Origin of the sequence: Curtobacterium sp. BNK-1, assembly GCF_048685235.1 — a bacterium.
Classification (GTDB): domain Bacteria; phylum Pseudomonadota; class Gammaproteobacteria; order Enterobacterales; family Enterobacteriaceae; genus Pantoea; species Pantoea agglomerans.
Genome location: NZ_JBLQTJ010000001.1, coordinates 3,313,062 through 3,327,656, shown reverse-complemented (window position 1 = coordinate 3,327,656; position 14,595 = coordinate 3,313,062). Strand labels below are relative to the sequence as shown.

Here is a 14,595-nt window from a genome sequence, read left to right as displayed (position 1 = left end):
GCTTTGCCGGGCGTTTTGCATTACAGTCCGCCAGACTTATAGGCGCGGGCAGCGGGTGTACCGTTGCTGGCAGGCAGCTTCTTACCCAGGGTTTCCATACGCATCTGGAACGGCGGGAACGGCATCTCAATACCGTGCTGATCAAATCCGCTGAGAATCAACTGATGCAGTTCGTGACGAAGCGGCATACGGTGTCCCATCTCAGCAGCATGCACACGAAGTTCAAATAACTGAATGCCCTGCTGCAGATCGACCAGGAAGGCTTCCGGTTGCGGCGTGTCCAGGACATAGCTGCAGCGCTCAGCCGCCTGGATCAGAATGGTGGTCACCTGTTCACTGCTGACTTTCGCCGGAGCCGGAATGGTGAGCACCACGCGCGTCACGGAATCGGACAGCGACCAGTTAATAAACTGCTCGGTGATAAAGGCCTTGTTCGGCACGATGATCTCTTTGCGGTCCCAGTCGGTAATAGTGGTCGCGCGGGTATTAATTCGCGTGATACTGCCGGTCAGATCGCGGATCGTCACGGTATCGCCGATACGAATCGGCTTTTCGAACAGGATAATCAGACCTGAGATAAAGTTGGCAAAAATCTCCTGCAAACCAAACCCCAGTCCCACACCCAGCGCGGCAACCAGCCACTGCAGCTTTGACCACTCAATACCAATCATTGAGAAACCAATCAGCCCGCCAATCAACAGCAGCAGATATTTGGTCAGTGTGGTGATGGCGTAACCCGTACCTGGCGTCAGATTAAGATGCTGCAACAGCGCCAGCTCAAGCAGCGCGGGCATATTGCGCACCAGCTGGGTGGTGATAATAAACACCAGAATGGCGATCAGCACCGACCCCAGGGTGATGGGCTGAATCGACTCTACGCCCTGCACTGAGGTACTGACGTCCCACAGCTGAATATTCTCCAGGAAGCCAAAGGCCGAATGGATTTCTGACCACAGCACAATCACGGAGACCAGGGCGATAAGCATCAGGATAGAGCGTACCAGCCGCAGCGACTGCGCACTGATCGCATCCAGGTCAATTACCGGCTCTTCAATTTCAATCGCATCAGTGTTCAGAGAGCCTTGCTCCTTCTCCTCTTCACTGCGCGCACGGTTAGCCAGCATATCGGCACGACGCTGACGGGCGCGATCAAAGCCAAGACGGCGACGCTGAATCAGCATCCAGCGCCGGATAATGTGATAGATAACCAGCAGCAGGAACCAGATGGCGACAGAGGTTTCCAGTCGCGCCAGCAGCGCCTGCGCGGTAGCCAGATAACCCACAGCGGAGGCGAGGGCAGCCATCAGCGGCATGGCGATCATCAGGTTCCACAGCATCCGGTTCACCATGTTCTCGCCATTTCCCTCTTTATCGAGATAGAGCGGAATCCCGGAACGCTTCAGGCTGACGGTGACAATGCTGATTGCCCCGCAGATCAGGATGAAACAGAGACGACCCAGCGACGAGGAGAACTGCCGATCTTCCAGATTACCAAAGGCGATCAGCAACATAATCAGCGGCACAATTAATCCGATGCTCAGCGAGTAGTAGCGCATGGCACGCGCCACCCGGTTTTGCGGCCAGCGGAAATGCACAATGAACAGGCCGTTAGGACGGGCAAAGGCAGCGCTGATCATAAACGCCCACAGCAGCGGCAGCGTGGCGGTAATGCCATCACCAATCGCTACGGCGATAGGGTAGGGCCAGGCGTTCTGCAGGCCATAACCCAGTGCACCCCATAATACCGGCAGCGGCAGCGCCACCAGGATCGACCAGAACAGGGTACGGATAGTCAGACGGAAACGATCCTGCGTGACCTTGCCGACTTTGCTGGCGGAACGGTCAAGGAAAGCATTGAAGTGGCGGCGCGAACTGATGCTGAAGCCGACCAGCAGCAACGCACCAATAATCGGCAGCACCGAGTTGCGGCTGGTAAACATCATCGCCATCGCTTTGCCGAGCTGACCCAGCGTATCCAGCGACAGCAGACGGGAAAGATCTTTGGCCAGATCCAGCGGATAACTCAAACCAATCGGGTTAACGTCGGCGGTCCAGAACAGATAGCGGTGCGTCGCCTCTTTGACTTCCGTCAGCGCATCCTGCAACTGCGTGTTGCCAACCTTGAGCTTGGTGATCTCCAGAATCAGCGTGTCACAGCCGGAGATCAGCGAATTGAGCAGTTCCCTCTGAGTGCGTAGCTGCGCATCAAGAATACGCTTCTGGTCTGCGGTGAAGGGCTGACCATCGGTCTGCCGTCCCTTGCGCAGCGCCTCCTGGCGCTCCAGCAGATCTTCATAATTGAGACGCTGCACGCGAAGCTGTGCCATCTCATTATCAATCTGCTGCGACTTGGGCATCTCCGGCAGACGCGCGACCTGCGCCCGTAGCGCTTCGCCCAGCAGATTAGAGGCACCCAGCCACTGCGACTGTTCACGCAGGGTAGAGAGCGCCTGACGGACCTGAATAATCTGGTTGGTGGCCAGTCGCTGCTGCGACGCCACCAGATCCATGCGCTGCGCCTGCTGATTCAGGGCAACCGAGAGTTCGCGGTTAACCCGAAACTGATCGCTGATCTCTGGCGGAAGATCGCCACTGTTTTCTGCCAGTTGCTCGGTGCGGGCCAGCGCGACTTCGGCTTCACGTTGCCGCTGATCGTTGAGCTGGTTGCGCAGCGCCTGAAGATAGTTATCGAGCTGAGTTGCTTTGCGCTGGTGGGCTTCAGCCCGCATCCGCGCCAGTTCCTGACGGTTGTTGGCAGAGAGCTGTGCCAGCTCAAGTTCATCGACCAGCGCTTTATTCGCGGCGCTTTCCGCCTGGCGAGCCGCCAGCTGCAGCTGCCCCTGTGGCGAACTGCTGCTGACGCTCTGCAAACGGCGTTCACTCTCCGTCATCGCCCGGCGTGCTTCAGTCTGCTGCTGCGGCAGTTGCGACAGCGAATCACTGATTTCCCGCGCCCGATCCTGCTCCTGCCGTGCCTGACGCCCCTCTTCCAGCAGCTGGCTGCTGACCTGCAGGATCTCCTGATCCAGCTCGGCGCTGCTCATGTTGTTGCGCACGGTTTTCCCGCTGTCACTCAGCGCGGCGATCTGCTGACGCAGTTCGCGCGCCAGACGCGGAAAATCATCAATAACCTGCTGATATTGCGCCGCGCGCTCCAGCGATTCATCGCGTTCAGAGAGAAAGTTTAAGGCGGCTTCAATCGTCTGGATCTGTTCAGCCTGCGAGGGTGAACTTTTGGCCGATTTTATCTCTTCCAGCTGCTGTTTGAGCTGGCTGGCGTCAGGAAGGCTGGCCGCGAAGGCCGGGCTGCTGAGCCACAGGCTCAGCAGCAGGAGGAGAATCGAACGCACAGAGGACACTCAATTTAATCGACGATGACGTCGGAAATGTCTGTCGCGACCGGCAGCGCAATCGCCAGCGGTTGACCCAGACGGGTTTTGCTTTCTGCTTCCAGGCTTTCAGCCAGTTTGACGCGGCCAGGTGCGAACAGATTGATGACGGTAGAGCCAAGCTTGAAGCGGCCCATTTCCTGGCCTTTCAACAGCACCACGGCGCTTTCATCATCCGCTGCCGGATAGTGCCAGCGCTTGATCACGCCTTCACGCGGTGGCGTGATGGTGCCAGCCCAGACGGTTTCGATGCTGCCGACAATGGTGGCACCCACCAGGATCTGCACCATCGGCCCGATATCGGTTTCGAAGTAGCAGATGACGCGCTCGTTACGGGCGAACAGGTTGGGAATATTACGCGCGGTCAGCGGGTTGACGGAGTAGAGGTCGCCAGGCACATAAATCATCTCACGCAGGATGCCGTTGCACGGCATATGGACGCGGTGATAATCGCGGGGCGCCAGATAGGTGGTGACGAACTCGCCATCAACAAATTGGGCTGCCATCCGCTCATCACCCGCCAGCAGGGCGTCGATGGTGTAGTGATGACCCTTAGCCTGGAAAATCTGATCGCCATCAATGTGGCCGAGCTGGCTGATAGCGCCATCCGCGGGCAGGGCGATGAGATTGGCATCGGCATCCACCGGACGCGCATCGTCTTTCAGCGGACGAACGAAAAAGTCATTAAAGGTGCGATAGCTGGCGGTATCGGGCTTACGCGCTTCCGCCATGTCGACTTTGTAAAACCAGACAAAGATGTCAATGACCAGTTTGGTCAACCAACCACCGCGGCGACTGGCGCCCCAACCGGCAAGTTCAGTCAGCCATTTCTTCGGGAGAATATGATTCAAGCCGAGTTTTAAACGATCAAACACCTTAGCCTCCTGGCTATTTTATGACGTTGTAAAAAAGGGGGCGGATTGTAGCAGCGCCCCGTTCAGATGGCGACTATACCCGAATTCCGGCACGCTGCACGGTCTGGACGCGCGACTGGAATGCACCTCGCAAAATGCTCCGGCTTATCCGTTCAGACGCGGTTATACCGATTAACTTTCACCATCAGGGAAATTTTTACGCGTTTTTACCTGCGCCATGCTCTCCAGGATACGGTGGTAGTTATCAAAACGGGACCTGTTGATTTTGCCCTGTTCGACCGCTTCGCGAATGGCACAGCCGGGATCGCTGCCGTGTTTACAATCGCGGAATTTGCAATCGCCAAGGAATGCGCGGAATTCGACAAATCCGCGGGTAATTTGTTCCGGCTCAAGATGCCATAAACCGAACTCACGCACGCCAGGTGAATCGATCACATCGCCGCCGTCCGGGAAGTGATAAAGGCGCGATGCGGTGGTGGTGTGCTGGCCTAAGCCTGAGCCATCCGAAACCTCGTTAGTCAGAATAGCGACCTGCTCTTCTTTGTCGAAGCCGAGCAGGGCATTCAGCAGACTCGATTTGCCGACGCCAGACTGACCGGCAAAGATACTGATGCGGTCGGTCAGCGCCGCTTTCAGGTCGTCCATGCCGTTTTTCGCCCGGCTGGAGACCATCACCACGCGATAGCCAATATTGCGATAGATATCCATCTGCTTATCGACAAAGGCGCGCGCCTTGTCATCCAGCAGATCGGTTTTGTTCAGTACCAGCAACGGTTCAATGTCCAGCGTTTCGCTGGCAACCAGATAGCGGTCGATGATGTTTAACGACAGTTCAGGCAGGATTGCGGAGACGACGATGATCTGGTCGATATTCGCCGCCATCGGCTTCACGCCGTCGTAAAAATCGGGGCGGGTTAATACGCTGGTGCGCTCATGCACCGCTTCAACAATACCTTTGTTGCCGCTGGTTGCCGGACGCCACAGCACCCGGTCGCCGGTAACCAGCGAACGAATGGTTCGGCGGATATTGCAGCGGTGGGCGACGCCTGCGCTATCCTCAACATCAGCGTGCATGCCAAAACGGCTGACAACGACCCCATCTGCAGCTTCACCAAACAGGTTGTCATCCGCTTCCGGACGCTCTCTGCGTTGGTTGAGACGGCGATCGTGGTTAGCGCTTACGCGGCGTTGTTGGCCCTTCGACAGTTTATTTTTACTCACTCACCCTCACAGCGTTAGCCAGATTTCGCCCGGCTGGGCAAAACGTCTATGATACACCTTATTCATCGTAAATGACGACTACAGCAACCGCAGGAAACAGCATGGCTACTGGAAATGAACAGAATCTGATCTGGATTGATCTTGAGATGACCGGACTTGATCCGACGCACGATCGCATTATTGAAATTGCGACCCTGGTGACTGACGCCAACCTGAACATTCTGGCGGAAGGGCCGGTCATGGCCGTTCATCAGTCTGATGCGCAGCTGGCGCTGATGGATGAGTGGAATGTCCGCACCCACACCAACAGCGGTCTGGTTGCGCGGGTGAAGGAGAGTCAGATTGACGATCGCGCAGCAGAGCTGGCGACCATTGAGTTCCTGAAACAGTGGGTTCCGGCGAACACCTCGCCTATCTGCGGCAACAGCATCGGGCAGGATCGTCGTTTCCTGTTTAAGTACATGCCTGAGCTGGAAGCGTACTTCCACTATCGTTATCTGGATGTCAGTACCCTGAAAGAGCTGGCTCGTCGCTGGAAACCCGATATCCTTCCTGGCTTCAAAAAAGGGGGGACGCACCAGGCTCTGGATGATATCCGTGAGTCCGTGGCGGAGCTGGCGTACTACCGCGAACACTTTTTGCAGCTTTAATCGGCGACGGGTGCGCATGAAATCACCAGGTTGCTGATTTAATCAGCAAACGCGCGGAAAGCGAAAATTTTTGCTTTCAGACGCTTGCAGCAGCAACGATTTCTCGTATAATGCGCACCCCGTACCGGTGAAGAATTTATTAACGGTACAAGGCGCGGGAATAGCTCAGTTGGTAGAGCACGACCTTGCCAAGGTCGGGGTCGCGAGTTCGAGTCTCGTTTCCCGCTCCAGTTTTAAAATGTAAGCAGTACCCTCTTTGCGGGAATAGCTCAGTTGGTAGAGCACGACCTTGCCAAGGTCGGGGTCGCGAGTTCGAGTCTCGTTTCCCGCTCCAGTTTTTTTAGTAGTGCCCTTCTATGCGGGAATAGCTCAGTTGGTAGAGCACGACCTTGCCAAGGTCGGGGTCGCGAGTTCGAGTCTCGTTTCCCGCTCCAGATTTAACATCACCCTCATTTCAGTCCGTTATCCGACTGTTTTACGTCGCGTGATTTTGATTGTTTCATGAAGGTTATCCACATCACTGCACCCCATCATCTGCGCCTGTTACGGCGATCTGTAAATGGCTTTTGAACAGAGTTATCCACAACCTTGCAGGTTAACCGAAGCGATAGCCTCATTATTAAATAAACACAACTTTTATATAAGTTGTTGATATTTATCATTATGAAAATATTTCAATTTGTTATTAAACAGCAAAATCAGCGTTGTTGCAGTTGAATGACAACAGCTTTTTATTTTTATTCACAGCATGTGGAAAACGATAATTCGCGATCAAGCTGTTCAATCACGCATCACGCGGTAAACCCTTCTCTACTGCACGAACCAGGCGCTTCTGCTGGGCAGGTTGCACTTCAACCACGAGTTGCTCGCGTTTCTGCTGCTGCTGCGTGATTGCCCACAGAATATGTTCATCCAGCAGGTCACTTTCACCGAGTCGTTGTTCCAGTACCTGAACGATTTCGGGCGACCAGGGCGCGTTACCCAGCGCCACTGCAATATTACGCAGCCAGCGTAAATGACCAATGCGGCGAATCGCTGAGCCTTCAGTGATGCGTAAAAACTTCGCTTCATCCCATTGAAACAGATCGATCAGCTCAGGGGCGTGTAGCGCCGCTCGCGGTGAAAAGTCGCTTTCGTCACTGAGTTGTCCATAGCGATTCCACGGACAGATCAGCTGGCAGTCATCACAGCCATATATCCGGTTGCCCATCAGCGGGCGAAATTCTTCCGGGATCGCGCCTTCCAGCTCAATGGTGAGATAGGAAATACAGCGCCTGGCATCCACGACGTAGGGCTCAACGATCGCGCTGGTGGGGCAGATAGTCATGCAGGCGACACAGCGGCCACACTGCTCCTGCTGAGGTGTATCTATCGGCAGCGGAATATCGATCAGCAGTTCCCCGAGGAAAAACCATGAACCTGCTTCCCGATTCAGTATCAGCGAATGTTTGCCGGTCCAGCCGAGTCCCGCTTTGGCGGCCAGCGGCCGCTCAAGCAGCGGGGCCGAATCCACAAACGGGCGAAAATTAAGCTCGCCACAATGCTGCTGGATCATTTCTCCGAGCTTTTTCAGTCGATTGCGCAATACTTTGTGGTAATCACGACCTAATGCATAACGGCTGACATAGCCCAGTTGGGGATTTTTCAACGTGCTGGCAAAGGCGGCTTTGGCCGGAAGGTAGTTCATGCGAACGCTGATAACGCGCAGCGTGCCGGGCAGCAGTTCATGAGGACGCGCCCGCATCATGCCGTGTCGCGCCATCCACTCCATCTCGCCATGATACTGCTTATCCAGCCACGCCTGCAGGCGCGGCTCTTCCGCACTGAGATCGGTATCGGTGATGCCGACCTGCTGAAAGCCGAGATCCAATCCCCACTGTTTAATCTGTTGTGCGAATTGATGAAGATCGAGAGGGTATGACATGAGTAACCAGGATTCGAAGAAAAACAGCCGCAGTTTACCATATTCTGTCTGGCCTGCGCAGGCTGTGGCCCAGCTTGAGCAACAGGGGGCCGATGCGCTCGGCATTACGCTGTATGAGCTGATGCTGCGTGCCGGACAGGCCGCTTACGAGCATCTGACTGCGCACTGGCCAGAGGCCAGCCACTGGCTGATTCTGTGTGGTCACGGCAATAACGGTGGCGATGGTTATGTGCTGGCGCGACTGGGACAGGCGGCGGGCAAAACCGTTACGCTGCTGGCGTGCGAAAGTAAAAAAGCGTTGCCTGAAGAGGCGCAGCGTGCACGTGACGCGTGGCTGGATGCGGGCGGTGAAATTCATGCGGCCGATGCGGTCTGGCCAGAGCAGATCGATGTGATTGTGGATGCGCTGCTGGGAACCGGCAGTCATCGTGCGCCCGAAGAACCCTATGCCACGCTGATCCAGCAGGCGAACGCCCATGCGGCGCCGAAACTTGCCATTGATATGCCTTCCGGCTTATCAGCCCGCAATGGCACCGCGCCCGGTGAGGTAATCAATGCCAGCCATACGCTGAGTGTGGTCGCTCTTAAACCGGGCCAGATCACTGGCAAAGCGCGAGATTACATTGGAGAGCTTTACTATGCCGATCTCGGCCTGGCCGCTTTTCTGGCGGGCGAAGTAGCTCCCATCGCGCGTTATGATGCCAGCGCATTAACCCGCTGGCTCAAGCCGCGCAAACCAACTTCGCACAAGGGCAGTCACGGCCGGCTGCTGGTAGTGGGGGGCGATGCCGGTACCGCTGGCGCGGTACGGATGACGGCCGAAGCGGCGTTGCGCAGCGGTAGTGGGTTAGTGCGAGTACTTACTCACAAAGATAATATTATTCCGATCCTGACCGCCCGGCCCGAAATTATGGTCGATGAACTGACCGATGAGCGCCTGACGGAGGCGCTGGAGTGGGCCGATGTCATTGCGATAGGGCCCGGTCTGGGTCAGCGCGACTGGGGAAAGCGGGCGCTGAAGCGGGTCGCGAGCAGTGAAAAGCCGATGCTTTGGGACGCGGATGCACTTAACCTGCTGGCAATCAGTGCGGAGAAACGTCAGAATCGCATTATTACGCCGCATCCTGGTGAAGCGGCGCGTTTGCTGAATACCGAGACCAGTGAAATTGAGAGTGACCGCTTACATGCAGCGCAGACATTGGCGCAGCGTTATGGCGGCGTAGTGGTACTGAAAGGTGCCGGTACGCTGATTGCCAGCGAGCAGGGTGAAATGGCCTTTGCTGACGTGGGCAATGCCGGTATGGCCTCCGGCGGTATGGGCGATCTCCTGAGTGGAATCATCGCCTCGCTGGTGGGCCAGAAACTGACGCTGTTTGATGCGGCCTGCGCCGGCTGCGTTGCACACGGTGCCGCGGCCGATGCGGTCGCTGCGGAACGTGGTACGCGCGGTATGCTGGCAACTGATTTACTGGATCTGCTGTGGCAGTTTGTTAATCCTGAGATGAATAAAGAAGCATGAAGACCTGTGTTATCTCTTTGCCCGATGAGGCGGCTACGCTCAGTTTGGGCGCTCAGCTGGCGCGCGCCTGTGGCAGCGCGGCAGTGATTTATCTCTATGGCGATCTGGGGGCGGGTAAAACCACCTTCAGCCGCGGCTTTCTGCAGGCGCTGGGCCATCAGGGCAACGTCAAAAGCCCTACTTACACGCTGGTTGAGCCTTACACGCTGGACGACCGCACACTTTATCACTTCGACCTCTATCGTCTTGCCGATCCTGAAGAGCTTGAATTCATGGGCATCCGCGACTATTTCAGCGGCGATGCTATCTGCCTGGTTGAATGGCCGCAGCAGGGCGCCGGTTTTCTGCCGCCGCCCGATCTCACGCTAACGCTGCGTTACGTGGGTGAGGCGCGTGAAGCGGAACTGACGGCACAATCCTCGTCGGGCCAGCAATGGCTTGAACAATTTGGTCAGGGCAGGGATCAGGCATGATGTCACGGATGAAAATAGCGCTGGTGACACTGTTGCTGCTGGTCTGTACACCCCTGTTTGCTGCCACCCTGTCGGATATCAAAGTCGCCAATGGCGACAGCCAGGCAACCATCACCCTGAACTTTGCCGGACAACCTGTCTATGGCTTCTTCCCGCTGCGCAATCCTGACCGTGTGGTGCTTGATGTGCGCCAGAGCGGCGTGGTTCAGGGGCTGCCGTTAAATTTCAGCGGCGAAAACATCGTAAAGCGAATTCGCACCAGCACCCCGAAAGATAAACAGAGCGTGCGGCTGGTGTTTGAGCTGACGCAGGCGGGTAAAACCCGGGCGGTCACCCAGCGCAATGGCAACAGCTACAGCGTGGTCTTCACCATTACCGGTAAGCCGCCTGCTGTTACGCGCAGTGTGCCTGCGCCGGTAACGGCCCCGACGCGCGTGCCCACCCAGAGTGCCGCAGCGGCGAACCCCTTTAATTCGAATCCGGTGACGTCCGTGACCAGCACAGCCAGCACCGTGAGTCCTGGCCGGGCCGTCAGCCAGAACGATACCGTGATTGTGGCGATTGATGCCGGACATGGCGGTCAGGATCCCGGCGCTATCGGGCAGCGCGGACTGAAAGAGAAGAACGTCACAATCGCAATTGCACGTAAACTGCGGGTGTTGCTGAATAACGATCCGATGTTTAAAGGCGTCCTGACGCGTGATGGCGACTATTTTATCTCGGTTATGGGCCGCTCCGACGTGGCGCGTAAAGCCAACGCCAACGTGCTGGTTTCAATTCATGCTGACGCTGCGCCGAGCCATGCGGCGACCGGTGCATCGGTCTGGGTATTATCAAACCGCCGGGCCAATAACGAGATGGCTAACTGGCTGGAGCAGAAAGAGAAACAGTCTGAGCTGCTGGGCGGCGCAGGTGACCTGCTGGCTAACAGTCAGGCCGACCCCTACCTCAGCCAGGCAGTACTTGACCTGCAATTCGGTCACTCGCAGCGGGTCGGTTATGACATCGCCCAGAAAGTGTTGCAGCAGATGCGCAGCGTGACATCGCTGCATAAACGTCTGCCTGAGCATGCCAGTCTTGGCGTGCTGCGTTCACCCGATATTCCTTCTTTGCTGGTGGAAACCGGCTTTATCAGTAATTCCTCGGAGGAGCGACTGCTTGGCAGTAGCGCACACCAGGATAAGATTGCGCAGTCGATCTATAAAGGTCTGCGCACTTATTTCCTGGCGCACCCGCTGCAATCCATCCCAAAGGAGGAAAACCGGCCGCTGGGCTCGTCGCCAGCGGTTAACGTCGCCAGCAACCCGGCGACCGGGGTGACGCAATATACCGGCGTAACTCAGCGCCATACGGTTACGCGCGGTGAGACACTCTCCGGGATTGCCGCGAAGTATGGCGTCAGCATGTCGACACTGCGTGAAATGAACACCCTGAAGCGGGATGTGGTATGGGTCGGACAGCGGTTGAAAGTGCCGGCCAGTGCGGCCGCCAGCCGCACCACGCGCGCCACGCCACGCGGCATTGTGCGTCATAAAGTGGTTGTGGGGGATTCACTGACCGGCATTGCCGCACATTATGGCGTCAGCCCGAAAGCGATAATGCAGACCAATAATCTGAAATCGACCAACGTCATGTTGGGGCAGAACCTGAAAATCCCTGCATCCTGATTGTTTGCCCGGCCGCTGCGCCGGGCGACCAGCTAAAAGGAAAACCATGCCGATACAAATTTTACCGCCCCAACTGGCAAACCAGATTGCGGCGGGTGAAGTGGTTGAACGTCCTGCATCGGTTGTAAAAGAGCTGGTGGAGAACAGCCTGGATGCTGGTGCAACGCGCATTGACGTTGATATTGAAAAGGGGGGCGCAAAGCTTATCCGCATTCGTGACAACGGCTGCGGCATCGTGAAAAGCGAGCTGTCGATGGCGCTGGCCCGACACGCCACCAGTAAAATCGCCTCACTGGATGACCTGGAAGCGATCATGAGCCTGGGTTTTCGCGGTGAAGCGCTCGCCAGTATCAGTTCTGTCTCCCGCCTGACCTTAACCTCACGTACCGCCGATCAAACCGAAGCCTGGCAGGCCTATGCTGAAGGGCGTGATATGACGGTAACGGTTAAACCGGCTGCGCATCCGTGTGGGACCACGCTCGAAGTGCTGGATCTGTTTTATAACACCCCGGCGCGCCGCAAATTTATGCGCACAGAGAAAACCGAGTTCGGTCATATCGACGAAGTGATCCGTCGTATTGCACTGGCGCGTTTTGATGTCGCGCTTTCACTGAGCCACAACGGCAAAATGATGCGTCAGTATCGGGCGGTCAGCGAGGAGAGCCAGCGCGAACGGCGACTGGCAGCTATCTGCGGCACCACGTTTATTCAGCATGCGCTGCGAATTGACTGGCAGCATGATGATCTCTCGCTGCGCGGCTGGGTCGCCGATCCCGCCGGTTCGCGCCAGGTCACCGAGTTACAATATTGCTACGTCAATGGCCGGATGATGCGCGACAAGCTGATTAATCACGCTATCCGCCAGGCTTTCCAGACCCAGCTCCAGGATGACCAGCAGCCCGCTTATGTGCTCTATCTGGAGATCGATCCGCATCAGGTGGATGTCAACGTTCACCCGGCCAAGCATGAAGTGCGTTTTCATCAGTCACGCCTGGTGCATGATTTTATTTATCAGGGCGTGGTCAGCGCATTACAGGCGATAGCGTCACCCATTTTGCCTGCGCTGCAGGCAGAAGAAGCCGCACCGCGCTGGCAGCCGGAAAACCGTCAGGCGGCGGGAGGGAATCATTTTGCGCAGCCTTCAGCCCCCGCCAGCGAGAATCAATCTTCAGCCTCCACGCGGCAAACACCGCCCGCAGCGGCGCCGGCCTGGCAAAACAAAGAGAACGTGTATCGTCAGCGTGAAGGCGCGGTTTATCAGCAGTTGCTGAAAACGCCTGTCAGCGCCACGCCGCCGCCAAAAAACCGTGAACCGGCACCGCGTCCGGCCGAAAAACCCTCGCCGCTGGCCGCGCATGCCCAGAGTTTTGGCCGGGTACTGACCGTGTTACAAAACCACTATGCGCTGCTGGAGCAGGATCAGAAGTTAATGCTGATGGCGCTGCCGGTCGCGGCGCGCTGGCTGAAACAGGCGCAGCTTGAACCGGGTGAAGATGGGCTTAAACCGCAACCCCTGCTGATTCCGGTGCGGCTCAAAATCGCCCTGGATGAACGGCAGGCCGCAAAAGAAAAGAGCAGCCTGCTCAATCAGATGGGTATTGATCTTCAGCCCGAAGGCGACCACGTGACCTTACGCGCGGTGCCTTTACCGTTACGAACACAAAATTTACAAATCTTGATTCCTGAGCTGTTAGGCTATCTCGCCCGGCAGCAGGAGATCTCTGCGACGCAACTGGCCCAGTGGCTGGCGCGGCGTCAGGATACAGAGTCCTCCGACTGGAATCACTCACAGGCGATCAACCTGCTGGCAGAGCTTGAACGGCTTTGCCCACAGCTGCTGAAATCGCCGCCTTCAGGCTTATTACAGCCCATAGAGATTGAGAGCGCGATCAACGCGTTGAAGCATGAGTGAATTAAACCAGGCTGGCCGGCCAAAGGCTATTTTTTTGATGGGACCCACGGCTTCTGGCAAGACTGCTTTAGCAATTGAATTGCGTAAGCGGTTACCAGTGGAACTAATCAGCGTAGACTCTGCCTTAATCTATCGTCAGATGGATATTGGTACGGCGAAACCGTCGGCTGAGGAGTTAGCAGTGGCACCCCATCGTCTGCTCGACATTCGCGATCCCGCTGAAGCCTATTCGGCAGCGGAGTTCCGGCGGGATGCTTTAGCAGAAATGGCGGATATCGTTGAAGCCGGACGAATACCGTTGCTTGTTGGTGGAACCATGCTCTACTTCAAGGCGTTACTTGAAGGATTGTCGCCGTTGCCCTCGGCCGATCCCGACGTTCGTCAGCGGATAGAGCAAACGGCGCGTGAAAAAGGCTGGGAAGCTTTACACCGCCAGCTGTGTGAAATCGACCCGGTTGCCGGCAGTCGTATTCATCCGAATGATCCGCAGAGACTTTCGCGAGCACTGGAAGTTTTTTTTATTTCGGGTAAAACTTTAACGGAACTGACAAAAACATCCGGTGAAGCGTTACCCTACGACGTGCAACAGTTTGCCATCGCCCCCGCGAGCCGTGAATTGCTGCACCAGCGCATCGCGTTGCGTTTTGAGCAGATGTTGGCGTCAGGATTTGAAGCGGAGTCTCGGGCCCTTTTTGCACGAGGTGATTTGCATACGGACATGCCTTCCATTCGTTGTGTTGGCTATCGTCAGATGTGGTCTTATTTATCGGGCGAAATCGATTACAGCGAGATGGTTTATCGGGGAATTTGCGCAACCCGGCAGCTTGCTAAGCGACAGATGACCTGGTTACGCGGTTGGGAAAATGTTCACTGGCTTGACAGTGACGAGCCCCAGCTGGCGCGTGATACAGTGTTACAGGTTCTTAGTGCGAAGCATGGGTGATTGTGTACAATTGATGGGTTAT

The 14,595-nt window shown here is 56.4% G+C and carries 10 protein-coding genes and 3 tRNA genes; 9 read left to right on the top strand and 4 right to left on the bottom strand.

What is annotated here, in order from left to right:
* Nucleotides 1–20: 20 nt before the first annotated feature.
* The 3 genes from mscM to rsgA form a co-directional block, all read right to left on the bottom strand.
* The gene (mscM, locus tag ACMGGP_RS15685; protein ID WP_132500101.1) at nt 21–3,350 is read right to left on the bottom strand and encodes a miniconductance mechanosensitive channel MscM; all 3,330 of its coding nucleotides are present in this window, start codon (nt 3,348–3,350) and stop codon (nt 21–23) included.
* A 14-nt stretch (nt 3,351–3,364) separates the two neighbouring features.
* On the bottom strand, nt 3,365–4,264 hold the full coding sequence (gene asd / locus ACMGGP_RS15680; protein ID WP_010256089.1) for an archaetidylserine decarboxylase: 900 nt from the start codon (nt 4,262–4,264) through the stop codon (nt 3,365–3,367).
* A 171-nt stretch (nt 4,265–4,435) separates the two neighbouring features.
* Complete coding sequence (gene rsgA, locus ACMGGP_RS15675; RefSeq protein ID WP_010256092.1) at nt 4,436–5,485, bottom strand: small ribosomal subunit biogenesis GTPase RsgA; 1,050 nt, start codon at nt 5,483–5,485, stop codon at nt 4,436–4,438.
* A gap of 101 nt (nt 5,486–5,586) precedes the next feature.
* On the opposite strand from rsgA, the gene orn reads away from it, so the two are divergent.
* The 4 genes from orn (at nt 5,587) to ACMGGP_RS15655 (ending at nt 6,569) form a co-directional block, all read left to right on the top strand.
* Nucleotides 5,587–6,135, top strand: coding sequence for an oligoribonuclease (gene orn / locus ACMGGP_RS15670; RefSeq protein WP_010256094.1), 549 nt, complete (start codon nt 5,587–5,589; stop codon nt 6,133–6,135).
* A 154-nt stretch (nt 6,136–6,289) separates the two neighbouring features.
* A tRNA-Gly gene (locus ACMGGP_RS15665) sits at nt 6,290–6,365 on the top strand.
* A gap of 28 nt (nt 6,366–6,393) precedes the next feature.
* Nucleotides 6,394–6,469, top strand: a tRNA-Gly gene (locus tag ACMGGP_RS15660).
* A 24-nt stretch (nt 6,470–6,493) separates the two neighbouring features.
* Nucleotides 6,494–6,569: transfer RNA gene (locus tag ACMGGP_RS15655), tRNA-Gly, on the top strand.
* A gap of 350 nt (nt 6,570–6,919) precedes the next feature.
* Here ACMGGP_RS15655 and queG read toward each other — a convergent pair.
* Nucleotides 6,920–8,059, bottom strand: a complete 1,140-nt coding sequence (gene queG / locus ACMGGP_RS15650; protein ID WP_010256097.1) for a tRNA epoxyqueuosine(34) reductase QueG — start codon at nt 8,057–8,059, stop codon at nt 6,920–6,922.
* On the opposite strand from queG, the gene nnr reads away from it, so the two are divergent.
* The 5 genes from nnr to miaA are packed head-to-tail and all read left to right on the top strand — an operon-like array spanning nt 8,058 to nt 14,573.
* Entirely contained in the window at nt 8,058–9,578 is a 1,521-nt protein-coding gene (gene nnr, locus ACMGGP_RS15645) for a bifunctional ADP-dependent NAD(P)H-hydrate dehydratase/NAD(P)H-hydrate epimerase (protein ID WP_223566125.1), read from the top strand. The two genes, queG and nnr, sit on opposite strands and share 2 nt — an antisense overlap.
* Nucleotides 9,575–10,051 carry a tRNA (adenosine(37)-N6)-threonylcarbamoyltransferase complex ATPase subunit type 1 TsaE gene (gene tsaE, locus ACMGGP_RS15640; protein WP_010256103.1) on the top strand — a complete coding sequence of 159 codons (477 nt, stop codon included), beginning with the start codon at nt 9,575–9,577 and terminating at the stop codon, nt 10,049–10,051. The genes nnr and tsaE overlap by 4 nt, the downstream gene beginning before the upstream one ends.
* On the top strand, nt 10,048–11,718 hold the full coding sequence (gene amiB / locus ACMGGP_RS15635; RefSeq protein ID WP_022623938.1) for an N-acetylmuramoyl-L-alanine amidase AmiB: 1,671 nt from the start codon (nt 10,048–10,050) through the stop codon (nt 11,716–11,718). Before tsaE ends, amiB begins: the two co-directional genes overlap by 4 nt.
* A 46-nt stretch (nt 11,719–11,764) precedes the next feature.
* Nucleotides 11,765–13,630: a DNA mismatch repair endonuclease MutL gene (gene mutL / locus ACMGGP_RS15630; RefSeq protein ID WP_498798623.1), complete on the top strand. Its 1,866-nt coding sequence runs from the start codon at nt 11,765–11,767 to the stop codon at nt 13,628–13,630.
* Entirely contained in the window at nt 13,623–14,573 is a 951-nt protein-coding gene (gene miaA, locus ACMGGP_RS15625; RefSeq protein ID WP_122889556.1) for a tRNA (adenosine(37)-N6)-dimethylallyltransferase MiaA, read from the top strand. The genes mutL and miaA overlap by 8 nt, the downstream gene beginning before the upstream one ends.
* Nucleotides 14,574–14,595: the final 22 nt, after the last annotated feature.

Bases quoted from the DNA above. Each gene is read 5' to 3' on its own strand.
- miaA (WP_122889556.1), top strand. From the start codon at position 13,623: ATGAGTGAATTAAACCAGGCTGGCCGGCCAAAGGCTATTTTTTTGATG.
- tsaE (WP_010256103.1), top strand. From the start codon at position 9,575: ATGAAGACCTGTGTTATCTCTTTGCCCGATGAGGCGGCTACGCTCAGT.
- nnr (WP_223566125.1), top strand. From the start codon at position 8,058: ATGAGTAACCAGGATTCGAAGAAAAACAGCCGCAGTTTACCATATTCT.
- mutL (WP_498798623.1), top strand. From the start codon at position 11,765: ATGCCGATACAAATTTTACCGCCCCAACTGGCAAACCAGATTGCGGCG.
- queG (WP_010256097.1), bottom strand. From the start codon at position 8,059: ATGTCATACCCTCTCGATCTTCATCAATTCGCACAACAGATTAAACAG.
- amiB (WP_022623938.1), top strand. From the start codon at position 10,048: ATGATGTCACGGATGAAAATAGCGCTGGTGACACTGTTGCTGCTGGTC.
- orn (WP_010256094.1), top strand. From the start codon at position 5,587: ATGGCTACTGGAAATGAACAGAATCTGATCTGGATTGATCTTGAGATG.